19 protein-coding genes and 2 pseudogenes are annotated in these 24,622 nt (G+C 41.6%); 18 read left to right on the forward strand and 3 right to left on the reverse strand.

What is annotated here, in order from left to right:
- A pseudogene (locus CSQ79_RS18480) lies at positions 1-163 on the reverse strand (photosystem II q(b) protein); the annotation flags it as partial.
- A 282-nt stretch (positions 164-445) separates the two neighbouring features.
- Between CSQ79_RS18480 and CSQ79_RS18485 the strand changes: the two are divergent.
- The 3 genes from CSQ79_RS18485 to CSQ79_RS28085 all read left to right on the forward strand — a co-directional run bounded on the left by CSQ79_RS18485 (position 446) and on the right by CSQ79_RS28085 (position 4,439).
- Complete coding sequence (locus tag CSQ79_RS18485; protein WP_099702634.1) at positions 446-676, forward strand: hypothetical protein; 231 nt, start codon at positions 446-448, stop codon at positions 674-676.
- Between the two features lie 110 nt (positions 677-786).
- Positions 787-3,864: a phosphoenolpyruvate carboxylase gene (gene ppc, locus CSQ79_RS18490; RefSeq protein ID WP_099702635.1), complete on the forward strand. Its 3,078-nt coding sequence runs from the start codon at positions 787-789 to the stop codon at positions 3,862-3,864.
- Positions 3,864-4,439 (forward strand): hypothetical protein, encoded by a 576-nt coding sequence (locus CSQ79_RS28085; RefSeq protein ID WP_289501304.1) that lies wholly within the window; start codon positions 3,864-3,866, stop codon positions 4,437-4,439. The genes ppc and CSQ79_RS28085 overlap by 1 nt, the downstream gene beginning before the upstream one ends.
- Positions 4,440-4,580: 141 nt before the next feature.
- Here the strand turns inward: CSQ79_RS28085 and CSQ79_RS18500 are convergent, their stop codons facing one another.
- Positions 4,581-4,916 (reverse strand): hypothetical protein, encoded by a 336-nt coding sequence (locus CSQ79_RS18500; protein ID WP_289501305.1) that lies wholly within the window; start codon positions 4,914-4,916, stop codon positions 4,581-4,583.
- A gap of 268 nt (positions 4,917-5,184) precedes the next feature.
- Between CSQ79_RS18500 and CSQ79_RS18505 the strand changes: the two genes are divergently transcribed.
- From CSQ79_RS18505 to CSQ79_RS18530, 6 genes are all read left to right on the forward strand, one after another.
- A complete protein-coding gene (locus CSQ79_RS18505) occupies positions 5,185-5,484 on the forward strand; it encodes a small RNA NsiR4-regulated ssr1528 family protein (RefSeq protein WP_099702772.1) in 300 nt (99 codons plus the stop codon).
- Positions 5,485-5,603: 119 nt separating this feature from the next.
- Positions 5,604-6,767 (forward strand): glutamine-hydrolyzing carbamoyl-phosphate synthase small subunit, encoded by a 1,164-nt coding sequence (gene carA / locus CSQ79_RS18510; protein ID WP_099702637.1) that lies wholly within the window; start codon positions 5,604-5,606, stop codon positions 6,765-6,767.
- A 337-nt stretch (positions 6,768-7,104) separates the two neighbouring features.
- Positions 7,105-7,419: an STAS domain-containing protein gene (locus CSQ79_RS18515; RefSeq protein ID WP_502693941.1), complete on the forward strand. Its 315-nt coding sequence runs from the start codon at positions 7,105-7,107 to the stop codon at positions 7,417-7,419.
- A 329-nt stretch (positions 7,420-7,748) separates the two neighbouring features.
- Positions 7,749-8,225 carry a Mini-ribonuclease 3 gene (locus CSQ79_RS18520; RefSeq protein WP_099702639.1) on the forward strand — a complete coding sequence of 159 codons (477 nt, stop codon included), beginning with the start codon at positions 7,749-7,751 and terminating at the stop codon, positions 8,223-8,225.
- A 98-nt stretch (positions 8,226-8,323) separates the two neighbouring features.
- A complete protein-coding gene (gene rlmB / locus CSQ79_RS18525; RefSeq protein WP_099702640.1) occupies positions 8,324-9,265 on the forward strand; it encodes a 23S rRNA (guanosine(2251)-2'-O)-methyltransferase RlmB in 942 nt (313 codons plus the stop codon).
- 107 nt (positions 9,266-9,372) lie between these two features.
- Positions 9,373-9,675 (forward strand): DUF1816 domain-containing protein, encoded by a 303-nt coding sequence (locus tag CSQ79_RS18530; RefSeq protein WP_099702641.1) that lies wholly within the window; start codon positions 9,373-9,375, stop codon positions 9,673-9,675.
- 85 nt (positions 9,676-9,760) lie between these two features.
- On the opposite strand, the gene CSQ79_RS18535 is transcribed toward CSQ79_RS18530, so the two are convergent.
- On the reverse strand, positions 9,761-10,606 hold the full coding sequence (locus CSQ79_RS18535) for an alpha/beta fold hydrolase (protein WP_099702642.1): 846 nt from the start codon (positions 10,604-10,606) through the stop codon (positions 9,761-9,763).
- Between the two features lie 185 nt (positions 10,607-10,791).
- On the opposite strand from CSQ79_RS18535, the gene gatA reads away from it, so the two are divergent.
- The 9 genes and pseudogenes from gatA (at position 10,792) to CSQ79_RS18580 (ending at position 24,612) form a co-directional block, all read left to right on the forward strand.
- Complete coding sequence (gene gatA, locus CSQ79_RS18540) at positions 10,792-12,249, forward strand: Asp-tRNA(Asn)/Glu-tRNA(Gln) amidotransferase subunit GatA (protein ID WP_099702643.1); 1,458 nt, start codon at positions 10,792-10,794, stop codon at positions 12,247-12,249.
- Positions 12,250-12,340: 91 nt separating this feature from the next.
- Positions 12,341-13,222: an alpha/beta hydrolase gene (locus tag CSQ79_RS18545; RefSeq protein ID WP_099702644.1), complete on the forward strand. Its 882-nt coding sequence runs from the start codon at positions 12,341-12,343 to the stop codon at positions 13,220-13,222.
- An 18-nt stretch (positions 13,223-13,240) separates the two neighbouring features.
- Positions 13,241-13,888, forward strand: coding sequence for a Uma2 family endonuclease (locus CSQ79_RS18550; protein WP_099702645.1), 648 nt, complete (start codon positions 13,241-13,243; stop codon positions 13,886-13,888).
- Positions 13,889-13,902: 14 nt separating this feature from the next.
- A complete protein-coding gene (locus CSQ79_RS18555) occupies positions 13,903-14,634 on the forward strand; it encodes a Type 1 glutamine amidotransferase-like domain-containing protein (protein ID WP_099702646.1) in 732 nt (243 codons plus the stop codon).
- Position 14,635: 1 nt separating this feature from the next.
- Positions 14,636-14,857: pseudogene (locus tag CSQ79_RS28965) on the forward strand (type II toxin-antitoxin system HicA family toxin).
- A complete protein-coding gene (locus CSQ79_RS18565; protein WP_099702647.1) occupies positions 14,854-15,075 on the forward strand; it encodes a type II toxin-antitoxin system HicB family antitoxin in 222 nt (73 codons plus the stop codon). The pseudogene CSQ79_RS28965 and the gene CSQ79_RS18565 overlap by 4 nt, the downstream one beginning before the upstream one ends.
- 34 nt (positions 15,076-15,109) lie before the next feature.
- Positions 15,110-18,664, forward strand: coding sequence for a DNA polymerase III subunit alpha (locus tag CSQ79_RS18570; protein WP_099702648.1), 3,555 nt, complete (start codon positions 15,110-15,112; stop codon positions 18,662-18,664).
- Between the two features lie 719 nt (positions 18,665-19,383).
- The gene (locus tag CSQ79_RS18575; RefSeq protein ID WP_099702649.1) at positions 19,384-22,191 is read left to right on the forward strand and encodes an Ig-like domain-containing protein; all 2,808 of its coding nucleotides are present in this window, start codon (positions 19,384-19,386) and stop codon (positions 22,189-22,191) included.
- Between the two features lie 264 nt (positions 22,192-22,455).
- The gene (locus tag CSQ79_RS18580) at positions 22,456-24,612 is read left to right on the forward strand and encodes a Kelch repeat-containing protein (RefSeq protein WP_099702650.1); all 2,157 of its coding nucleotides are present in this window, start codon (positions 22,456-22,458) and stop codon (positions 24,610-24,612) included.
- The last annotated feature ends 10 nt before the right edge of the window (positions 24,613-24,622 follow it).

Raw genomic sequence — 24,622 nt, forward strand, 5'->3', positions numbered from 1 at the left:
CTGCTATAAATGCGATGATGAAGCAGGTTGTTGCTGCTAAGAGGGTTGGGATCATCAATACTCCAAACCAGCCTACGTATAGCCGATTATCTGTTGATGTTACCCAGTTGCAAAACCGCTCCCACAACGATGCGCTTTCGCGTCTTTGTAGAGTTGTTGTCATATCTATGATTGCTTTTTGTAACTACAAGAGTTATCCGAAGAATAATCAGACAGATTAACTTTGCCTGTACTCACACTTTACATTACTTTACCTAGATTAATCTATATCCAAAGAGTTAATTTGTTAAATATTAGGTAAAACTTCAACTTATATATTGCTGGGACGCCTACTTGTAATCGAGAACTAAGACAACTGTTTCACAATCGAGTTGAGTACAACCCAAAACCTCAGCAAAACGGCGAATAACACTTTAAATTTAAGTTCAACTGGATACAAGCAAAAATGACATTTGAGAATCAAGGTAAGAAACAACAGCAGGATATAGACTTATTCTTTTTTAGTCTTAGTCCTCAAGTTTTGTTACAAATTGGCACTGGACCAGTCTTATTAGCAATGTTAGGTCTGAGAGCCTATTCAGAATTAATAGAGTCTGTTGGACAATCTGCAGAGGAAATTTTGCGTGGCGATCGCCTGCCAATACTACCTTTTCCAGAACCGCAAAAAACACCATAAATGAGTAAGCGCACAAGTTAATTCCAAAGTTTGTTGCTTGTGCAACTACTTGAGGGGAATTTAACCCATAAAATTATTTATATTCCTGGCTTTAAAATTGAACAGACACTATGAGTTCGCTCATCCACCTCTTTTCTGATGAGGCATTGACTGTGCCTTCGGCTTTAGATTTATTTCTCCGGCAACGCCTCCAACTGGTGGAGGACTTGTGGGAGTCTGTTCTGCGACAAGATTGCGGTCAAGATTTGGTTAATCTTTTAAACCAGCTACGCGACCTTTGTTCGCCAGAAGGACAAGCAACAAACGACCAAGCAGCGGAAGTCACTAAGTTAATTGCCCAGCTCGACCTAAACGAAGCAATTAGAGCAGCACGCGCTTTTGCATTATATTTTCAGCTGATTAACATTGTCGAGCAGCACTACGAACAGCGACTACAACTTGCTCGCTCATCGCAGCACAATAGTAGTAACAGCAAACAAATTCTCAATTCAGTAGATGAGCAGTCGCTAGGACTGGAAAACACAATCAATGGACAACCTGGTGCAGAAATGCTCGAAAAAAGCTGGCAAGCAATTCAGCCAGAAGAGCAAAAACATAGTACCTTCCATGCTTTGTTTCCTCATCTAAAAGAGCAAAATGTTCCACCCCAGCAAATCCAGCGCCTGATTAATCAACTAGATGTCAGGATGGTCTTTACTGCCCATCCAACTGAAATCGTGCGTCCAACAATTCGCGAAAAACAGCGGCGCATGGCGAAGTTGTTACAAAGGTTAGACCAGTTAGAGGAAAAGCAAGGATTCCTTAATAAAGCAACATCGTGGGAGGCTACCCAGCTACGCGAACAATTAACTGAGGAAATTCGTCTGTGGTGGAGAACAGATGAATTACATCAATTTAAACCCACAGTGTTAGACGAAGTAGAGTATGCATTGCACTACTTTAAGGAAGTCTTATTTAATGAGATTCCGCAACTTCATCAGCGCTTTAAACACGCATTGTCAAGTTCTTTTCCCCGACTCGATGCACCAAGCCATAATTTCTGTAAGTTTGGCTCTTGGGTAGGAGCAGATCGCGATGGCAATCCCTCTGTAACTTCTCAAGTGACATGGCAAACAGCATGCTACCAGCGTCAAATGGTACTGGAAAAATATATTCAGTCAGTGAAGCATTTGATTGACTTACTAAGTTTATCGCTTCACTGGAGTGATGTCTTGCCAGAATTACTCGAATCACTGGAACAAGATCAATCACAAATGAGTGAAGTTTATGAGGCGCTAGCGCTGCGTTACCGACAAGAGCCGTATCGTCTCAAGCTATCTTATTTGCTCAAGCGTTTAGAAAATACACGCGATCGCAACAGTCGCTTATATAACAGAGATTTACGCCAACGCGAAATTATCGAACCAGAAAGTGATTCACGAGGCATATACCGCTATAGCGCTGATTTCTTGGCTGAATTACGTCTCATTCAACGAAATTTAGAAGCAACTGGCTTAAGCTGTCGCGAATTAGAAAACTTGATTTGTCAAGTGGAAATTTATGATTTTAACTTGGCACATCTCGACATTCGGCAAGAATCATCGCGCCATGCTGATGTATTGCATGAAATTCTACAGTATCTACAAATCACACCTCGCTCATACAAAGATCTATCAGAAGTAGAACGCGTTGAGTGGTTGGTTTCAGAATTACAAACTCGTCGCCCTTTAATTCCAGCGGAATTACCTTTTACGCCTCAGACGACTGAGGTCATTGAAACATTTCGTGTTGTGCGATCGCTTCAGCAAGAGTTTGGTTCGGGCATCTGCCAAACATACATTATCAGCATGAGTCATGAAGTGAGTGACCTGCTAGAAGTGTTACTTCTCGCCAAAGAAGCAGGCTTGTACGATCCCGCAACAGGCACAAGTACGCTGCAAGTTGTGCCTTTGTTTGAAACTGTTGAAGATTTACTCAGAGCACCCAAGGTAATGCAACAATTGTTTGAATTGCCTTTATACCGCGCATTACTTGCCGGTGGATATCAACAGCCATCAACAGAAGATAACACAACAGCACCACCGCCCCCTCCTTCAACATTGACACTCAATCTTCAAGAGGTGATGTTGGGGTATTCTGACAGTAATAAAGATTCTGGATTTTTAAGCAGTAATTGGGAAATTCATAAAGCCCAAAAAGCATTGCAGCAAATTGCAGAAGAGTTTGGTTTGCAGTTGCGGATTTTCCACGGACGTGGTGGATCGGTTGGTCGTGGAGGTGGACCAGCTTATGAAGCAATTTTGGCACAGCCTGGACATAGCATCAACGGCAGAATTAAGATTACTGAGCAAGGAGAAGTTTTGGCGTCAAAATATTCTTTGCCAGAACTAGCGGTTTATAATCTAGAAACTATTACAACTGCAGTTGTCCAAGCAAGCTTATTAAGGACTGGATTCGATAATATTCAACCTTGGAACGAAATTATTGAAGAACTCGCAGCGCGATCGCGCAGTCACTATCGTGCTTTAATCTATGAGCAACCAGACTTTATTGACTTTTTCCATCAAGTTACTCCCATAGATGAAATTAGCCAACTCCAGATTAGTTCTCGACCGGCTCGACGCCAAGGTGGAAAGAAAGATCTCAGTTCTTTACGTGCAATTCCTTGGGTATTTAGCTGGACACAAAGCCGTTTTCTTCTGCCAGCATGGTACGGTGTAGGCACTGCTTTACAAGAGTTTGTCAACGAAGAACCAGAAGAACACATCAAGCTGCTGCGCTATTTCTACCTCAAATGGCCTTTCTTTAAAATGGCGATTTCTAAAGTTGAAATGACTTTAGCAAAAGTAGATATTCAAATGGCAAAGCACTATGTTCAGGAACTCTCACAACCTGAAGACTTAGCCCGCTTTGAAAGACTGTTTGAGCAAATTGCCAACGAATTTTACCTCACAAGAGACTTAGTTTCAACAATCACTGGTCACAAACGTCTTTTGGATGGCGATCCAATTTTGCAAAAGTCTGTTCAATTACGCAATGGAACAATTGTACCTTTAGGCTTTTTGCAAGTTTCTTTGCTCAAGCGACTGCGTCAATGCACTAACACGACATCAGGGGTCATTCACTCGCGTTACAGTAAAGGTGAGTTGCTCCGTGGAGCGTTGCTTACAATTAATGGCATTGCTGCTGGCATGCGTAACACTGGTTGATGAAAGGATTGCGGCAAGTAAAACGAATTCTATTTTGTGCCTGTGTAGCATTAACAGTTGGAACTGTTAGTGCTTATGTTGGTAGTCGGATTAGCTTGAAAATTCAGCGTCAAAGATGCCAAGCTCAACCTTGGGGTTTGGAAACCGTATGTTATGCTTGGGCAGCACCAGGGGCTGTTTGGCAAGGTGGCACTACAGGATTGTACATAGGAACACTTTTAGGTGGAATCCTTGGTATCTTAGGAATTGCCAAAATTAGTGAAAAGCAGCTCACTATTAAAAATGATAAAAATGAGTTGACCGAATTAGAGTCATTTGCTAACGAAATAGAATTAAATGCTACTCAAAAGGCAGCATTAAAGCGATTTTTAATTCTAGTTATCCTTAAAATAGCTGCATGCGATCGTACTGATTCTGAAACTGAGGGCGTTACGCTATCAGTAGAAGAATTGGAACAATTATTTGCGACTGCAGAGCACAAGCAACTACTAAAAAAGCAGTTGACCCAAGAGCAATTAAGTCAGTTATTGGCAGAAATTAGCGCTTTTGCCCAAAACAGACAATTAAATCATTAGTAAACTTCTTCTCAAACTACAAATAACTAATCAGAGCTAACTTTCAAATTAAGTCGAGTAAAGAGATTTCCAATTCACTCGACTGGACATTGAGTATTCTTATTTTTAAGATATAGCATCCCAATCGTAATATAAATCAATTTACCCGTCTGCAGATGCTGTAGAGATTTGTAATTTTTCCCATGTTTTCCAAGTATTACTTTCTGTATCAAAACATCGCCAAGTAGCAAGGGAACTATCTTGATAGCAGATCAGAACACGCCTACTCGCGGGGTAACTTGAAGAAAAGTATTCCATAAACTGTTCTAAAGGAAAAGTTTTGCGACTCAGACGTTTGGCAACTGCTTGATTGGGACATTCTATCAGCAATGCAGTTTTTCCACCAAGTTGAGTTAGAGAAAAAATACACATTCTTAAAATAGCTCTTAACCAACTTTCGGAATAATCGAAATACTCATCTACTAGTCTGTTAGTCATTGCTTTTTGTAGAGAGCGGTCTTGTGGATCAGGAACGTAAAAATCAGTCATGGAAAAACGAGGGTGAAAGTATGCATTTGGCTAGAGGTTAGATCAAAAGCTTTGATGGTGGCAAGTGTTTGTTTACTCAATTTTGTGAAAAATTCCATTAGAATTTGATTGCTACTGTACTTGCAGGTAACAAATTAGGGTTTGCTGATCGCAGCAGTAGTTCATGGCAACGATCGCTCCTGATAAAATGCAACCGTAGAGTATGACAGCAATCACCATGACTTCTCAAAATTCGATGAATCAAACTACAGGTGCAGATGCAGTTGATGTAGCCATTGCATCGGGAATTGACTTTGATGGAACTCCTATTCCTTCTGCAAAATTAGAACTCTATCGCCAAGTTATGGCACTAGAAGCAGGTAGGCAGCGTAGTGGCGTTTCTAATACAATGCGATCGCGAATCGTGCGAATTGGTGCGAAGCATATTTCTCAGGTAGAACTTAATCAAATGCTAATTGATGCCGATTTTGCTCCGCTTAAAGACAAAGAAATTGCCTTTTACTACGGTGTAAAGTAGTTATTTAGGCGCTTAAATTGAGGAAATGCGATCGCATTCTTACATAGCAATGCTCAGTTGTAGTTGACTCATGGCATAATTACCAGCAATAGCCCGTCAGCCTTGAATATTAATTGCTTATGTCCCCATTTGACGCTAAACCAGCGCTACTTGTCCTTGCAGATGGAACTGTTTATCGTGGTTTTTCTTTCGGTGCTCCTGGAACCACAATAGGAGAAGTTGTTTTTAATACAGGGATGACAGGCTATCAAGAAGTCTTAACAGATCCAAGCTACTGCGGTCAAATTGTCATCTTTACTTATCCGGAACTCGGTAACACTGGTGTCAATCCAGAAGATGAAGAATCCCATCGACCACAGATTCGAGGTGCTATAGCTCGTAATATCTGTGATAAGCCTAGTAATTGGCGCTCAACTGATAGCTTGCCAGATTATCTTAAGCAGCATAATATCCCAGGCATATATGGTATCGACACCCGCGCTCTTACTCGCAAAATTAGAGCTTTTGGTGCTATGAACGGGGGCATTTCTGCTGAGATTCTGGATGAATCTGAGCTACTTGAGCAAGTTACAGCAGCCCCCAGTATGAAAGGGTTAAATCTTGTACGGGAAGTTACAACTGCTAATGTTTACGAATGGTCTGATCCCACTACATCAATTTGGGAATTTAAGCCTGTTACTCAAGAAAATGCTACAGAACCTTTGACAGTAGTAGCGATTGATTTTGGTGTCAAGCGAAATATCCTGCGTCGCTTGGCAAGTCACGGCTGTCGAATTGTTGTCGTTCCTGTAAATACTCCATCTGAAGAAATTTTGAAATACAACCCTGACGGGATTTTTCTATCCAATGGTCCTGGCGATCCCGCAGCAGTTATAGAAGGAATTGAAACAACAAAAGCACTGTTAGCAAGCCAAAAACCGATGTTCGGTATTTGTATGGGGCATCAAATCTTAGGTCAAGCTCTCGGTGCAGAAACATTTAAACTTAAGTTTGGGCATCGCGGTCTTAATCAACCTGCTGGTCTTAAACAACGTGTAGAAATTACCAGTCAAAACCATAGTTTTGCGATCGACGCCAATTCATTACCTGCTGCGGATATCGAAGTCACGCATCTCAACTTAAATGATTCTACCGTTGCTGGATTGCGACACAAGTCACTGCCTTTATTTTCAGTGCAGTATCACCCAGAAGCAAGTCCAGGTCCTCACGATGCTGACTATCTATTTGAGCAGTTTGTCAAATTGATGCGCGAGGCGAAGCAGGAACGAGTGACTAGTGGCTAGAGTGGGCGAGTAGGCGAGTGGGAGTGTGGGTAATATAGTTTTGAGTTTTGGAAAGCGAAGAAAGGTGCCGGAGGCATTTATTAAAAGAATTTTGAACTTTGAGTTTTCATAACTCAACACTTCACGACTCTTTTAGTTTCCCGCCTACCCGCCTACACCACGACCCTCTGCCCTTCTGCTCTCCTACTCTCAATTTCTCCCTCATGGTAGTAGACAAGATCTCAAAAAAGATTTTATACTTGATCCTCAACTTTAAACATTTTAATTAAGGTTTAGATAGGAGGGTATTATTGCTGAGCCACTAAATATTACGGTTAGTTTGAGAGGAACTCGCGAAGTGCGGGATAACTATCAATTATTCCGGTTCACGGGTCTATTAGATGCTTTTTCTGAGCCTACCTTTCGTAAAGTCATTGGTAAATGTATCGATGAAGGACCAAAAAACATCATTTTGGACCTCTCACAGATTGACTTCGTCGATAGTTCAGGTCTAGGCGCTCTAGTGCAACTGGCAAAACAGGCACAAAACGCCGAGGGCACTTCACAGATTGTTACCAATGCCCGCGTGACTCAAACAGTTAAGCTGGTTCGTCTAGAGCAATTTCTCTCCCTGCGACCTTCAGTGGAAGTAGCTCTAGGAAATATTAAATAGTCATGACCTGGCAACAGAAAAGCTAACGCATAGCTATCCGGTTGTATTATCTGGGTAGCTTAATTTTTTAATATGACAGCTAATGACTACAAGGTTAGTTGAGTAAATTTTAAAAGCAAATAAGCAGTATGTAGCTTAACGACTGTGAAAGCTCTTAATACTTATTATTGAAGGCGATCGCTAGTAATAATTGCTCGCCTGAGTCTTGTAGAGGTTGGGGATCGAGGATAATAAAAGATTATTTAACATGAACTTGGCTGTGTTGCCAAACTGCTTGTCACTTAATTTTTGTCTGATTGCTGATTCAGGTATCAAGGATAATCTAAATTGTGAACCCAAAGGAGGAAGAGCTACTTGATGGCTCATCTATAATAGAAAGTAAATTAAATGTTAAATTAGGTCAACTGCTACCAGCCTTGGCGAACGAGTTATCGCAATTACAAGCAATTTCTCCTCAGGCTTTGGCGTATTTAGGAGATGCAGTTTATGAGCTTTATATTAGGAGTTATTACCTACTGCCACCCAAGCGCTCCCAAGCTTATCATCGTTTAGTAGTGGCACAAGTAAGAGCAGAAGCACAGGCATTACATTTGCGATCGCTGACTCCTTACCTGACTAGCACTGAATTAGATATAGTCCGTCGCGGTCGAAATGCTGCAACTAAACCTCCTAAGCGAGTGAATCCGGAAATTTATCAACAGGCATCTAGTTTAGAAACTTTAGTCGGCTATCTGTATCTCACTAACTGTCAACGTCTCACTCAGTTATTACACAAACTGGACTTTGAGCAGCAGAGCAATGAGTAATGGAAGTTATCTCTCTATACTGAAATTGATTAAGACTGTCGGTTAAATTCAAATAATAGAGATGCCCAACAGAACTTAACATTTTAACTATTACATAAATGGCTAACAAACCACAGAAATTTAGATCTACGGGCGGAGCAAAGCGAAATAAGCCAGTAAAAATCAGGGGTAATGCAACCTCAAAACCTTTGCTCAAATCTCCAAAGCAGGTTGACGTTACACCGACAAGACCTGCTATTCGTAACGTTGATACAGAAGAGTCAACTTCAAAAGAAGACAACGACTTAATCTATGGACGTCATCCTGTCTTAGCTGCCCTAGAAAATCAAAGACAGCTTAACCGCATTTGGATTACCTCACGCCTGCGCTACGATTCCCGTTTTCATTCGTTAGTGACGCAAGCCAAAGAAAACGGTACGGTTATTGATGAAGTTGACTCTAGACGATTGGATCAAATTACTCATCATGCAAATCATCAAGGAGTTGCTGCTCAAATTGCGCCTTATGCGTATAGCGATTTAAGCGAACTAATCGATAAAGCTAAAGCTAAAACTGAGGCACCTGTGGTCGTAGCAGTAGAAGGTATTACTGATCCCCACAATTTAGGAGCGATTATTCGGACGGCTGAGGCGATCGGGGCGCAGGGACTCGTCATACCTCAAAGACGAGCAGCAGGAATTACCTCTAGCGTTATGAAAGCAGCTGCTGGTGCTTTGGAAAACTTTCCTGTTGCTAGAGTCGTTAATTTCAGTCGGGCTTTAGAAGAACTTAAACAGGCTGGATTTTGGATTTATGGTACAGCCGCAACAGCAAGCCAACCACTTCATACAGTGCAATTTTCAGGGTCTATTGTTTTAGTTATTGGTGCTGAAGGAGAAGGTTTGAGTTTGTTGACACAACGCTGCTGTGATGTGTTGGTGTCGATTCCACTTTTGGGTAATACCCCAAGCTTGAATGCCTCAGTGGCAGCTGGAATGGCTCTGTATGAAATTTACCGCCAACGATGGTTAAATATGCTTCATTTAGAAAAATTAAAATAAGATAATTTGAAAAAAGAAGCGTAACAGAGTATAACAAAGTGTGAAGTACTTAGAAGCAGTAGCAGACCGCGTCACATCTGTAACCAATTGACAAAACAGCAAAAACCATGAAGACATTTTGGAATAGTTTTAAAGAAGTTTTAACTAATCTCTTTCATAGCTTAGGCTGGGCTTGGTGGGTAGAAATTGTTACACAGAATCCGCGCTGCACGTATTACTTTGGTCCTTTCTTGAGTGTTAAGGAAGCAAATGCTGCCAAAGCTGGGTATCTAGAGGATTTAGAACAAGAAGGCGCACAAGGGATCGTTGTAGCAGTCAAGCGCTGCAAACCTAAGAATTTGACAGTTGCTGATGACTTAGGAGATATGATTCAGCCTAAAGCCACACCAATTTTTAGCGGTCAGATGTAAAAAAGAGGGGAGAAATAGCAATTAGCTCACACACACTCCTACTCTACAAGGCTCCTGTACTCCCACACCAACCACGAGTTCCTAATCACTCCTTGACAACTTCAGGGTGTTGAATAATCCATTGGTCAACATCACTCAACACCTGTTGAGGAATTTCCCACGGGAAAAGATGAGCTGTGTTTGGGTAGCAGTGCCATTGGCAATATTTTAAATGTCGCGCAGTTTCAAGGCTCGATTCAGCAGTGATATGAAAATCGCTTGCTCCGGCTAGCACTAAGCTGGGACACTCAATTTTGTGCAAGTCTGATAAGCGATCATAACCAGATTGTAAAGCAGTATTTAATGCTCGTTGCGCAGCAGCAGAAGTTTGGAGGTATGCAGCGATCGCATCAGTAGCTAGATAGCGATAGGCAGTAGAAGAATGTTGTTGAATGAGGTAGCGGTAGAGCGATCGCTTACCAAATGTTTCAATATTCCACTGCCAACTTGGTTGTAACCAGTTTAAAACAGATGCGACACCAGTGTACACATTATCTTGCCAGCTAATCGATGGATGATTTCCTCTGGGACGCGCTGCAGTTGCGACGAGAATTAACCCGCTAACTTGTTCGGGCAATTTGAGTGCGAGTTCCATTGCTAGAATTCCTCCCAAAGACCAGCCGAGAACTAAGCAGCGCTGAATATCAAAGCGGTTTATTAGTGCTTCCAAGTCTAGTAAGTGATCGGTCATCGAAAAATTTTGTTGCGTACGACTGCTGCCGTATCCGCGTAAATCTGGGGCAACTGTACGGAAACGCTGAGATAAATGGTTGGTAAAAACAGACAGACTACGCCCTGAACCTGGATGACCATGTAAGCAGAGAATGGGGAAGCCGTTTCCTTGAATATGAACGTTGAGATTGATAGGTTGAACAGCTTGAGGTAAAGACACTAGAGAAAAATGAGTGGCAATATATTTAATATAGGTGGGAAGTGGTAATAGGTAATAGAGAGTTATGAATGTTGAGTGTTGAGTTTCAGAAAGTTAAGAAAATTCTTTGATTCAAAACTCAAAACTTTTTATGTAAGTCCTGAATTAAACTAAATAATCTGGATCGCAAGTTAAAGGAGCAAAAAATGGCATCCATCCGCGAGTTGCACCAACAACTAGTGAGCAAAGAGCGCTCTGCGGTTGAAATTACTCAAGAAGCCTTGCAGCGCATTGCAGCCTTAGAGCCGAAATTACACAGCTTCTTATCGGTGACAGCAGATACGGCGTTAGCACAGGCACAAGCAGTAGATGCCAAAATCGCTGCGGGGGAAGAAATCGGGGTACTCGCAGGAATTCCGATTGGGATTAAGGACAATATGTGTACCAAAGGAATTCGGACAACGTGTGCTTCTAAAATACTGGAAAACTTTGTACCGCCGTATGAATCCACTGTGACACAAAAGTTAGCAGACGCAGGTACTGTCATGGTAGGCAAAACCAATTTAGATGAATTTGCTATGGGCAGTTCTACCGAGAACTCAGCATTTCAATCTACTGCAAATCCTTGGGATCTTGAACGAGTTCCTGGTGGTTCTTCTGGTGGTTCTGCAGCGGCGGTAGCAGCACAAGAATGTGTCGTTTCCATAGGTTCTGATACTGGAGGTTCAATTCGTCAACCAGCATCGTTTTGCGGCGTTGTTGGCATGAAACCGACTTACGGTTTAGTGTCGCGTTATGGTTTAGTGGCGTTTGCTTCATCTTTAGATCAAATTGGACCATTTGGACGCACAGTAGAAGACGCTGCAATTTTACTCGGCGCGATCGCAGGCTACGATCCCAAAGATTCCACAAGTCTCAAAGTTGAAATTCCAGACTACACGCAAGCTTTAAAACCTGATGTCAAAAATCTCCGCATTGGCATTATCAAAGAAACCTTCGGCGCAGGATTAGATCCAGCGGTGGAACAAGCTGTCACAAAAGCGATTGAACAACTTAAGGATTTAGGAGCAGAAATTCAAGAAATTTCCTGCCCTCGCTTTCGCTATGGATTGCCTACTTACTACATTATTGCGCCCTCGGAAGCTTCAGCAAACTTGGCACGTTACGACGGTGTAAAGTACGGCTTGCGCACCTCAGATGCCGAAAATCTCCTCTCGATGTATAACCGCACTCGTGCTGCTGGGTTTGGCACTGAAGTCAAACGGCGAATTATGGTGGGAACTTACACGCTGTCAGCAGGCTATTACGATGCGTATTATTTAAAGGCGCAAAAAGTCCGCACCCTGATTAAGCAAGACTTTGAAAATGCGTTTGCCAATGTTGATGTTTTAGTGTGTCCAACTGTACCTACAACGGCATTTAAGGCGGGAGAAAAGACGGACGATCCCCTAAGTATGTACTTGACTGATTTGATGACAATTACCGTCAATCTCGCGGGTTTGCCAGGAATGAGTATTCCTTGTGGTTTTGATGACAAAGGTTTACCAATTGGATTGCAGTTGATTGGAAACGCACTGCGCGAAGACCTGCTATTTCAAGTTGCTTATGCTTATGAGCAAGCTACCGAGTGGCACAAACATACTCCCAAATTGTTGAAAACATAGCGATCTCCACAGTCAGTGTCAGTATAGTGATGCACAGCAATAAGTTTTTTATCATAACTTTGTGCATCCGTACGCAAGTAGAAGGGTATCCATGCTCAACAAATTATCTTTGAGGTGGCTGCTGAGTGCTGGGTTAGTTGCTGCACTCTTTTATATCGGGTTAAGCGTCTATCTATTTTTTCAGCAAACCCGCTTTATTTTTTTTCCTTCACCCGTTATTCAAACGACACCAGAGTTTTTTAACCTCCGCTATCAAGAAGTATGGCTACCTGTTACCACAACCACAAAGCAAGTAGAACGCATTCATGGCTGGTGGATTCCTGCGACTCAATCCAATGGCAAAGTACTACTATATTTGCACGGCAACGGAATTAACATTGGTGCAAATGTTGCTCATGCCCATCGATTTCACCAGATGGGTTTTTCAGTCTTACTAATTGATTATCGTGGCTACGGGCGCAGTGAGGGGGCTTTCCCTTCTGAAGTGAGTGTTTACCAAGATGCTGCGGTGGCATGGGATTATCTTGTAAACCAGCGACAAATTGATCCGAGTCAGATTTTTATTTATGGGCATTCTTTAGGTGGTGCGATCGCCATTCACCTAGCACTACAACAACCTAATGCGGCAGGATTAATTATCGAAAGCTCGTTTACTTCAATCCGTGCCATGATCGATTTTCAGCGTGCCTACCGTATATTTCCTGTTGATTTAATTTTACGTCAGCGCTTCGACTCAATTAGTAGAATCAATGCACTACAAGTCCCTGTTTTATTTCTTCACGGTACTGCCGATTGGCAAGTTCCTGCGCAAATGAGCGAACAACTCTACGCTGCTGCACCTGAACCAAAGCAGTTGGTTTTGATTCCTGGTGCGGGACATAATAATGTCGCAGAAGTTGCAGGTTCTAAATATTTTCAAGTGGTACAAAACTTTGTTCGACAAGTCGCAACTCAACAAGTGGCGGAATACTAGAACACATGGAGTTAAAAGATGCAATTACAACTAAATCAGTTAGAGGTTAAGCCAGGGCAAAGAGTACTACTACGAAACATCAGCTGGAACGAATTTGAGCAGATTTTAGATGAGTTAGGAAATTCCCGTGCTTCCCGACTTGCCTACTATAAAGGACTGTTGGAAATTATGGTACCGCTGGCAGAACACGAAGATGGCAAGATTCTCATCAGTAACCTAGTCGAGATTTTGTTAGAAGAACTCAATATTGAATTTAGAAATCTTGGCTCTACTACCTTTAAACGTAAAGATATGGCAAGTGGTGTAGAACCTGATGCTTGCTTTTATATCCAGCATGAAGCGGCAATTAGAGGTAAAGATAAAATTGATGTTAACGTTGATCCACCACCTGATTTAGCAATTGAAATTGATATTACAAGTGCTTCCGAAATTAAAAAAAGTAGCTATGAAGCTTTAGGTGTTCCTGAGTTGTGGATTTATGATGGGCGATCGCTACAAATATATGTATTGCAACATCAGTATGTCGCAACACATCAAAGTCAGATTTTTCCTAACTTACCGATTGTAGAAGTCATTCCCCAATATGTTGCCCAGAGTAAGGTGCAGGGAAGAAACGCAGCGATCAAGGCTTTTCGGGTTTGGATACAACAGTTGTCATTTTTGTGAGGCGATCGCTCATCATGTCACGCCAACAAATTATTGCCATGGGTGGCGGTGGTTTCTCGATGGAACCAGAGAACTTGCTACTAGATCAATACATCCTCGATTTAGTCAATAAAGAAAAACCAAAAGTTTGCTTCGTCCCTACCGCGAGTGGTGATGCAGAAGATTACATCACAAGGTTTTATGCTTCCTACTCAACACTACCATCCACACCTTCACATCTATCACTATTTAAGCCGCCACATGCTGATCTAAGAACTTTAGTACTAGAGCAAGATGTTATTTATGTAGGAGGTGGAAATACAAAGAACCTGCTGGCGCTTTGGAAGGAGTGGGAACTGGACAAAATTCTTAAAGAAGCATGGGAAAATGGTGTCATTCTTGCTGGTTTAAGTGCAGGTTCGATCTGCTGGTTTGAGCAAGGAGTCACCGATTCGCTTCCTGGAGAATTAACAGTGTTACCTTGTCTTGGGTTGCTTCAGGGTAGCAATTGTCCGCATTATGACGGAGAATTAGAAAGAAGACCTGCTTACCATCGTTTACTATCAGCAGGATACATCAGTGATGGATATGCCGCAGATGATGGTGTGGCACTGCATTTTGTTGAGAATAGACTAGAAAAAATCGTCAGCTCTCGTCCAAATGCAAAAGCTTATAGACTACAAAAGATGGCAGCTGAAATTCAAGAAACTCTCTTAGAAACAGTATACTTGGGTGCTGAATCAGCCAAAAATCAGAAGGCTACATAATATGCCCAAGAAAATTAGAGAAATACAACAATATTGTTAAAAGCAGGGTTTACATACAAACCTGCAAAAGGTAGCCATACTAAGTAGATACATCCACAATTATCTCAATCAATAATTATAGTGGGTAAAGATGGCGATGATGCAAAAAAAATATTTAGAAAAACAAGTTTATCAAACAATTAATCAATTAAAACAAATAAATGAAAAGGAGATAGAAGAATGAAATACACTATTATTCAATGGTCAGACGAGGATCAATGCTTTATTGTCATCCTACCTGAATTTAATAATATTATGCAGCCAGTAACCCACGGAAACACCTACGAAAAAGCTTTAAAAAATGCTCAAGAAGTTTTAGAATTTTTAGTAAAATCAGCAGTAGAAGATGGTGAAATTTTGCCAGAACCTTTAATTGTAGGAAAGTCGTTTCAAGTGGCTTAAATCTTAGTTATTTAATTCTCTTATTATAAAGTTTATGTCTTTTGTAGGTCTACACATTCATAGTGATTACAGCTTGCTTGACGGTGCAAGTCAAATACCAGAACTGATTGATCGAGCAAATGAGTTGGGTATGAAAGCGATCGCACTGACCGATCACGGTGTCATGTATGGTGCAATCGAACTGATTAAAATTTGCCGAAACAAAAACGTTAAGCCAATTATTGGCAATGAAATGTATGTTATTAATGGAGATATTGAGGAGAAAAAACGTCGCCCTCGTTATCACCAAGTTGTTTTAGCAAAAAACACAAAGGGTTACAAAAATCTTGTTAAATTAACAACAATCTCTCACCTTAAAGGTATTCAAGGTAAAGGAATTTTCTCGCGCCCTTGTGTGAATAAAGAGCTATTAAAAGAATATCATGAAGGACTAATTGTTACTAGTGCTTGTTTAGGTGGAGAAGTACCGCAAGCGATTTTGCGAGGAAGATTAGATATTGCACGGAAAGTAGCACAAGAATATAAGGATATATTTGGTAATGATTATTATTTAGAAATTCAAGACCACGGTTCTCAAGAAGACCGAATTGTTAATATTGAAATTATTAAAATTGCTCGGGAATTAGATATTAAGTTTATTGCTACAAACGATTCGCATTATATTTCTTGCTTCGACGTAGAAGCACACGACGCTTTGTTGTGCATTCAAACAGGAAAACTCATTGCAGAAGATAAACGGATGCGATACAGCGGAACAGAGTATCTCAAATCTGCGGAAGAGATGAGTCAGCTGTTTCGCGATCATTTACCTGATGATGTGATTCAAGAAGCGATCGCCACCACGTTGGAAATTGCTGATAAAGTTGAACCTTACCATATCATGGGCGAACCGCGAATTCCTAATTATCCAGTTCCCGCAGGACACACCGCCGATACTTTTCTAGAAGAAGTCGTCTGGGAGGGAATGCTAGAACGCTTCAGAAAGCGATCGCGCAGTGAAATTGATCCAACATATAAAGAAAGGTTGGATTATGAACTAAAGATGATCCAACAAATGGGTTTTTCTACGTACTTTTTAGTTGTGTGGGACTATATTAAATACGCTAGAGATCACCAAATTCCTGTAGGTCCTGGACGGGGTTCTGCAGCCGGTTCTTTAGTCGCTTATGCTTTAAAAATTACAAATATTGACCCTGTTCATCACGGATTGTTATTTGAACGATTTTTGAATCCTGAGCGTAAATCAATGCCTGATATTGATACAGATTTCTGTATCGAAAGACGCGATGAAGTTATTGAATATGTAACAGAAAAATACGGCACAGATCGAGTTGCCCAAATTATTACTTTCAACCGTCTTACTTCTAAAGCTGTTTTAAAAGACGTGGCACGGGTATTAGATATTCCCTATGGTGAAGCTGACCGGATGGCAAAGCTAATTCCTGTAGTGCGCGGTAAGCCAACTAAGCTTGCCGTGATGATTTCTGATGCAACTCCAGCACCAGAGTTTAAAGAGAAATATCAAAATGATCCTAAAGTCCGTCACTGGGTTGATATGGCAATTCGGATTGAAGGAACTAACAAAACCTTTGGCGTTCATGCTGCAGGAGTTGTTATTTCTTCAGAACCTTTAGATGAGATTGTTCCATTGCAAAAAAATAATGATGGTTCAGTTATCACCCAGTATTTTATGGAAGATTTGGAATCACTGGGATTGCTGAAGATGGACTTTTTGGGATTGAAAAATTTAACTCTTATTCAGAAAACAATCGAGTTAATCAAACAAAACCAGAATATCGAGATTGATCCCGACTATCTACCCTTAGAAGAAAGAAAAGTTCAAAAAATCTTAGCTAAGGGCGAAGTCAAAAAAATGCCCCAGGAAGTAGAGAAAACTTATAAAGTTCTTGAAGAAGGTGAACTTGAAGGCATTTTTCAACTTGAGTCTTCAGGAATGCGGCAAATTGTTCGCGATTTAAAGCCTTCGTGTATTGAAGATATTTCTTCAATTTTGGCATTATACCGTCCTGGACCTCTCGATGCTGGGCTTATTCCCAAGTTTATTAACCGCAAGCACGGTCGCGAAGAATTAGACTACATTCATCCACTATTAGAGCCAATATTAAATGAAACTTATGCAGTCTTAGTCTATCAAGAGCAAATCATGAAAATGGCTCAAGATTTAGCCGGATATTCTTTAGGACAAGCAGATCTTTTACGGCGGGCTATGGGTAAAAAGAAAGTTTCCGAGATGCAAAAACATCGAGAAGCTTTTGTTGATGGTGCAGCTAAAAATGGCGTTAGAAAGCAAGTAGCGGAAGAATTGTTTGACCAGATGGTCAAGTTCGCGGAGTATTGTTTTAACAAATCCCATTCGACTGCTTACGGTTATGTCACTTATCAAACAGCATATTTAAAAGCAAATTACCCTGTAGAATACATGGCAGCACTGCTGACAGCGAACAGCGGTGATACGGATAAGCTCCAAAAATATCTTTCTACGTGTCTGAATATGAATATTCAGATTGAACCACCAGATATTAACCGCTCTGGGGTGGATTTTACACCTGTAGCTGGTAAGATTTTGTTTGGCTTATCAGCTGTCAGAAATGTTGGACAAGGCGCGATCGCATGGATTTTAGAAGCCCGTAATGAGGGCGGTGAATTTCAATCTCTTGCCGATTTATGCGATCGCGTCGATCTGCGTGCTGTGAATCGCCGTACCTTAGAAGCTTTAATTCATTGCGGTGCTTTTGATAAACTCGAAGCTAATCGCAACCAACTGATTCAAGACCTTGAGTTAGTGATCGATTGGGCGCAATCGCGTGCGAAAGATCGTGCGAGTGGTCAAGTTAATTTATTTGATTGGAGTGGGACAACTAATAATGACGATAACACTAGTTATGACTTAGCACCCAAAGCCCCTTCTGTTGCAGACTACCCACCTATGGAAAAACTGCGATGGGAAAAAGAATTACTTGGTTTTTACGTTTCCGATCATCCGTTGAAGTCTCTTCGTTCTCGGGCACAAATTTTATCGCCGATAAATCTATCGCAATTGGGCGATCAAAAAGATAGTACTTTGGTGTGTGCCGTGGTCATGGTGACTAATATTAAACCAGTAGTCACTAAAAAAGGCGATCGCATGGCGATTTTACAAATAGAAGATTTAACTGGACAAACTGAAGCCGTTGTATTTCCAAAAGCTTACGAACGTATTGGCATATCCCTCGTTGCTGATGCCAGAATGGTCGTTTGGGGTAAAGTAGATCGCCGTGATGACCAACTTCAGTTGATTGTAGAAGATGCTGAATCAATTGAAACTGTGCAGCTAGTTATGGTGGAACTCGATCCTCAGCAAGCGGCAACTCTTGATTATCAACACCGCTTGAAAACTATTTTACAAGAACAGTTGGGTGAGAAAGATAAGGCAAAGATTCCTGTGCTGGCGCTAGTAAAATTAGGCGATCGCAATCAATTAGTCCGCTTCGGGCGTCAGTTTTGGGTACAAAATGGTCAAGCAACGGTAGAAATGCTTAAAACTGCCAGCTTTTCTGCTTACACTCAACCAATTGCTAGTCAATTCTAATGCTGCCTTCTTTTGTAATTCAATTTTGTTTTCTTTGGAGTTGCCACGTGTAGAACAAAGAGAGTACGGGAAAATTATGATCTGTTGCAGCTATTTTGGAGACTGATATGGTAATGTTCGATATGCTTGGGACAGGGAAGATGCTTCAAGCTGTTGGTCTTAATGACTTTTAATAATGAACCTTAAATTCGCCTAAATAACTCCTGAAAAATATAAATATTTTATTAAGCTATTTTCTTTTTAAGATATATTTATTACATCTAATTAAAGTGGCTTAAGTAATTTTACTAGTATAACGTAAATAAAATGTGATGATACTAGGCGTTGACCTCCAAAAGCATAAAGATTTAATAAAGATTTGCGTGATACGACCAGGCATTTCCACATATTCTATGAAGATTTGGTAAAGATTTCTGTGATAGTAAGTAGGACACTTCTGTGCTGGGGAGTATCCGCGTAAAAATACTACGTATGTCCTATCGGGTTATGTGAAATTCAGCCGAGCTAGTTTAGCTGAGAGTTGCATAAAAACACTATTAGGCGTTGCAGATTCATAAATTAATTCACGATGAGACATTAGCTCTTAACACCTGAAATATTCTTACTTTTCTTAAAAGTGTAAGTATGGCTTACTTACTTCTGTGTACTGCCCCAATTCAACATTGCTGCGTTATTAGCGTCCGGCAGTACCAGCTATGTCAAATAATTAAGGATTTCTAATGTTAAACCTTGATTTTTCTTTCGCGATTCCTGACACAGTTGTAGATAAAGATGGTCAAGGCACCGGATTCACATCGGTAGAGCCTAACAGCAGTGGGGATCATTATCAACCGAGTCAAATTGATCTCGACACAACCGCTAAAAAACTGACTCTAACTGCAACAAAGGGTAGTAGTGCCTGGACAAACAACTCACTAAAAAACGCACTACAGCGCGGAATTGATGACACTAAACCGTTTACAATTAGCACGCGGTTACAAGGATCGCCCACTAAATTTGCAACTGCTTTTCAGCAAGGTGGCGTTTTTTTTGGTTCGGATCAAGATAATTATGTCAAGCTTGTTGTCATCAATACTGGTGGCGCGAATGGCTTGAGACTTCAGTTTTTCAAAGAAGAAAACGGAGTAGGCTCAAGTATTGGAGAAATTTCTAATCTCAATTGGAGAAATATCAATACGCTGGACCTTTATCTCACAGGCGATCCTGAGACAAAAACGTTTAAGGCAGCTTACCGCGTTAACTCAAATACAGCACCAGCTACTGTCGTCAATCAGTCTGCCACAATTAAGGCAAATACACCCTTTTTTATTGCCAATTCTGGTAACACTACTGCTGGTATCTTAGCTTCTACAACGAATGCACCCAATGTTGCAGTTGCGTTTGATCAGTTTGGCATTGCTCAAGAAATTAAAGTCAACTTTCAACCCAACAACGCGAATCTACCATCAGGTTTTGTCACAGACAATGGCGCAGGATTCAATAACGTTCGTGGCTATGGTTGGGTTAGAAATGGAACAAGTACACCTTTAAACATTGGGCAATTTGCCCGCGATCGCGATCGCCTAGGTGTGGATCAACGCATTGATACTTTACTGCATATGCAGTATCCCAATACTCCTGCGGCAGCTTGGGAAATGGCAGTTCCGAATGGACTGTACAGCGTGAGTGTCAGCGTTGGTGATGGACCAAACCCCAATGGAGTCTATGACAGCAAGCACTCAATTCGCGTTGAAGGTGTGACCGCAATTGACAAATTCCAAAGCACTGCGCTGCAAGAATATAAGCTAGAAACCGTTAAAGTGAATGTCAACGATGGTAGGTTGACAATTGATGCGATCGGTGGAACTAACACCAAAATCAACTTCATCGAAATCTTTAACATCACCCCAGGAAAACACCCTAACATTACAGGATTTGCAGTTGATCGTGATACACAGGGTAGAGCATATCTCAATACATCGATTAATGTAGATGTAGCGCTGGCACGTGCAGGCATAGGTGTTGAAGCTAACAGCTTAAATGCATCAACTGTAAAACTGTATCGGACAAAAGATGGTCAACAAGTTCCTGGACTTGTAGGAACAAGTGGCGGCAATGATGTTATTGTCTACCAACCTAGTCAGAATTTAGCCCCTAACACTAACTACACCTTCATCGTTACAAACAACGTCAAAGACGAATCGGGTACAAGCTTCAACACGAGTAGTTTCACGTTTAATACAGGAAACACGACTACCAATCCGACTGATAACCGAGTTAATTTCACCCAACAGTCTGTATACCAAGGTGCACCACTAGCAAGTTTAACTGTTGGTCCTGATGGCAAATTATATGCTGCTGGACTCGATGGCAAAATCCGCCGTTGGAACATCAATACAGGTTCGGGTCAATTATCAAATTTGCAAACTTTTGCACCAGCAAAGCTAGATGGTCGTGCAATTATTGGTATTGCCTTCGACCCCAACAACCCCAATAATCTTTGGATTTCGCATAACGATCCACTTTTTCCTCAACCAGCAAAAGACTTTACAGGTGCCATCTCCAAGCTGGTTCTTAATTCCAATACAAACTCTTTTAATGCCAATATCCAAGACTATGTCGTTGGTTTACCACGCTCAGCCAAAGATCATCTCAGCAATAGCCTCGCGTTTGGTTCAGACGGTAAACTTTACATGACCCAGGGTAGCAATAGTGCGTTGGGTGCGCCAGATACAGCTTGGGCAAATCGACCTGAGCGATTGTTAACTGCTGCGGTTTTGCAAATTGATCCTTACAGAAATGCCCCTATTGGTGGCTTTAATGTCCAAACCGAAAACTACGGCGGTAAACAAGGAAACTATAATCCTTTTGCCATTAATGCCCCAGTCAAAATTTATGCTACTGGTATCCGGAATGCTTACGACTTAGTTTGGCATAGTAACGGTAGCTTATACGTACCGACAAACGGCAGTGGTGCTAATGGTAATACTCCAGATGATCCCAGAACTTCAAGAAATGAAGCATTACAAAAAGTTGCTGCTCAAAATGACTACTTATATAGAGTAGTAGAAAGCGGTTACTACGGTCATCCGAATCCCAAACGTGGGGAGTACATTCTCAATGGCGGTAATCCGACAAATGGTGTCGATCCAGCTGAAGTAGTGAGAATCGTTGATCCTGTTACTAATGCTGTATATGCAGGTTATCCGGTTGGTGTTCAGCCAGATCCTAACTTCTCAGGCTTTGCTTACGATTTTGGACGCAATAAATCACCCAATGGCGCCATTGAATACAAGAGCAATACTTTCGGAGGCGCTTTGAAAAACAAGCTGCTTGTTACACAGTACAGCGGCGGCAATGACATATTGGCACTAGAACCAGGTGCTAACGGCAACGTTCCTAGAGGAAATGTCACCCGCATTGTTTCTGGGTTAAACGATCCTTTGGATTTAGTGGAAGACACAAGAACAAATGCTGGCAATTTGTACGTTGCAGAACTCATTCAGGGCGGTGCTGCAGGTCAGATTTCACTGTTGAAAGTAAGTTAACACAACAAGCGATCGTTAAAGGAGAATCTTCATGCCTGCTGATTTAAGCTTAGACTTTTCAGCAGCAACCCCAGGAACAGTAGCAGATAAAAACGGATGCTGAATTTGCAATTTAGAACCAAACAAGATCTTTGCCTCAGTTTCCGCTCTTGAGGTTTTGAGTGCATCTAGTGAGTAAAGTGACGAGTGATACAATTTATGCCACCTGTGAATTGACTTTTTATGAAGTTATCAGGCGGGATAAGTGACCAGAGGAGTGTTTTCGTGCCGACATATTTAAGCTTGGATTTTTCAACAGCAACACCAGGAACAGTAGCAGATAAAAACGGATTAGGAACAGGATTCAGCTCAGTCCAAGCAAACAGTACAGGCGATGCCTATGACCTAAGTTTGATCAATGTCGATACAGCCAGCAGCAGCTTAGTACTAACCGCAACTCAAGGCAGCAACGCCGCAGCAAATAACCTGAAAAATGCACTGCAAGTAGCAGTAGATACAATCACCCAACCATTTCGTATTAGTACGCGGCTCAAAGGACCAGTCACCAACCTCAATGCAGCATACAAGCAAGGTGGCATCTTTGTGGGATCAGACCAAGATAACTATGCCAAGCTAGTTGTCGTCAACGATGGCAAACAATTGAAGTTGCAGTTCTACAAAGAACAAAATGGCATTGGAGCAAGTATTGGTGAAATCACAGGCTTGAATTGGGCAGGCATCGATACTCTAGACTTATATCTGACGGGCGACCCGCAATCCAAAACTCTCAACGCTGCCTATCGAGTGAACTCGAACACAGGATTACCAACTGCACTCCAACAAGTACAAATTGGTGCGGGAGCAGCGTCATTTTTTGCCAACAGTGCAACGTCCCGTGCCGGAATCTTAGCGTTCACGGGTCAATCGAAAAAAGTGGATGTAACGTTTGATTATTTTGGAGTCAATTCTCTTGCTAGTGCCAACCCTGACTTTAATCAAATTAATTGGAGTAATGTTAAACCATCACCACTTGGTCGTACTGAGTCTTCAGGTATCGTAGCTAACAATAAGTTATATTTATTTGGTGGATATATTGATAATACTTATACTCCAACTAAGCAATCGCACGCTTACGATCCTGCAACAAATATATGGCAAAGAATAGCAAATTTGCCAACTGCGATTAGTCATGCTGGAATTGCAGTTGCAGGAAACAATATTTATCTAGCTGGTGGCTATCCAGGAAAAGAACCACGAGGACAGACCTTTGCCACAAATGAAGTATGGCGGTATAACACTGTCCAAAACAAATGGTTTGCAATGCCATCTTTGCCTGCAGCTAGAGGTTCTGGTGAGTTATCGGTTCTCAATGGCAAACTGCACTTCTTTGGCGGTGTGAATGCCAACAGAATTGATCAAGGCACTCACTGGGTTTTACCACTCAATGGTGGTCAATGGACTAACTTAGCTCCATTACCTAATCCTCGTAGCCACATGGCAGATGCCGTTGTTGGTGGAAAGCTTTATGCTATTGGCGGTCAAGTTGGTTCAGAACATGAAGGTGCTCAAGCTACCGTGAATGTTTATCATCCGGCAACGAATACTTGGAAGTCAGCAAAAAGCTTACCTCAAGCGCTATCGCATGTTTCTGCTTCCACGTTTGTAATGGATGGCAAAATTATTGTCGCAGGAGGAATGCTTGCTGATGGTACTGATATCAGCGAAGTAAAAGCTTACGATCCACTGGCTGATTCGTGGTCTGTGTTATCGCCTATTCCTGGACCGAGATCTTCAGGAGTTGCTGGGCGAATTGGCAACAATATATTCTTTGCTACTGGTGCTTCTCCAGGGTTCTCTGCAACGACGTTTAAAGGAGTGCCTGTTAAAAACCAAGCTATTAATAGTAATGCACAAGCACTGTATCGCATAAATGTAGGTAGCAATACATCATACACCGATAGTCAAGGCAACATCTGGTCAGGCGATACGGGACTATTTAACCCTCAAGGCGCGATCGCACTCAATGGTGGTCCGGTTAATCCTACTCCGGCAATTGCTAATACATTTGATGACACGCTTTATCAAAGTTTTCGCGGCAAGGTGGGGGATAACAATACCCCTATCTCATCGCGGGTGTTGTCGTTAGATTTACCCATTGCTACACCCCAAAGTGTGGATATTAAGTTGCATTTTGCTGAATTGTACTATGGTGCACCAGGACGAGCAGCGGGGGGTGCAGGCAAACGTGTTTTTGATGTGATTGCGGAGGGTCAAACAATACTGAATGATTTTGACATTTTTGCGGCGAGTGGTGACGCACTCAAAGCAGTTGTCGTGCCGATTAATGGCATTCAAGTGAATGATGGAACGCTGAATTTGCAATTTAAAGCTGAACAAGACTTTGCCTCAATTTCCGCTATTGAGGTTCTTGCAGCAACCTAAGTTAGAGCTT

The sequence above is a fragment of the Gloeocapsopsis sp. IPPAS B-1203 genome, assembly GCF_002749975.1.
Lineage (GTDB): Bacteria > Cyanobacteriota > Cyanobacteriia > Cyanobacteriales > Chroococcidiopsidaceae > Gloeocapsopsis.

What these genes read in the sequence shown, in the direction of transcription:
- CSQ79_RS18485 (WP_099702634.1), top strand. Translation starts at nt 446, where the DNA reads ATGACATTTGAGAATCAAGGTAAGAAACAACAGCAGGATATAGACTTA.
- ppc (WP_099702635.1), top strand. Translation starts at nt 787, where the DNA reads ATGAGTTCGCTCATCCACCTCTTTTCTGATGAGGCATTGACTGTGCCT.
- CSQ79_RS28085 (WP_289501304.1), top strand. Translation starts at nt 3,864, where the DNA reads ATGAAAGGATTGCGGCAAGTAAAACGAATTCTATTTTGTGCCTGTGTA.
- CSQ79_RS18500 (WP_289501305.1), bottom strand. Translation starts at nt 4,916, where the DNA reads ATGACTAACAGACTAGTAGATGAGTATTTCGATTATTCCGAAAGTTGG.
- CSQ79_RS18505 (WP_099702772.1), top strand. Translation starts at nt 5,185, where the DNA reads ATGACTTCTCAAAATTCGATGAATCAAACTACAGGTGCAGATGCAGTT.
- carA (WP_099702637.1), top strand. Translation starts at nt 5,604, where the DNA reads ATGTCCCCATTTGACGCTAAACCAGCGCTACTTGTCCTTGCAGATGGA.
- rlmB (WP_099702640.1), top strand. Translation starts at nt 8,324, where the DNA reads ATGGCTAACAAACCACAGAAATTTAGATCTACGGGCGGAGCAAAGCGA.
- CSQ79_RS18530 (WP_099702641.1), top strand. Translation starts at nt 9,373, where the DNA reads ATGAAGACATTTTGGAATAGTTTTAAAGAAGTTTTAACTAATCTCTTT.
- gatA (WP_099702643.1), top strand. Translation starts at nt 10,792, where the DNA reads ATGGCATCCATCCGCGAGTTGCACCAACAACTAGTGAGCAAAGAGCGC.
- CSQ79_RS18545 (WP_099702644.1), top strand. Translation starts at nt 12,341, where the DNA reads ATGCTCAACAAATTATCTTTGAGGTGGCTGCTGAGTGCTGGGTTAGTT.
- CSQ79_RS18550 (WP_099702645.1), top strand. Translation starts at nt 13,241, where the DNA reads ATGCAATTACAACTAAATCAGTTAGAGGTTAAGCCAGGGCAAAGAGTA.
- CSQ79_RS18555 (WP_099702646.1), top strand. Translation starts at nt 13,903, where the DNA reads ATGTCACGCCAACAAATTATTGCCATGGGTGGCGGTGGTTTCTCGATG.
- CSQ79_RS18565 (WP_099702647.1), top strand. Translation starts at nt 14,854, where the DNA reads ATGAAATACACTATTATTCAATGGTCAGACGAGGATCAATGCTTTATT.
- CSQ79_RS18570 (WP_099702648.1), top strand. Translation starts at nt 15,110, where the DNA reads ATGTCTTTTGTAGGTCTACACATTCATAGTGATTACAGCTTGCTTGAC.
- CSQ79_RS18575 (WP_099702649.1), top strand. Translation starts at nt 19,384, where the DNA reads ATGTTAAACCTTGATTTTTCTTTCGCGATTCCTGACACAGTTGTAGAT.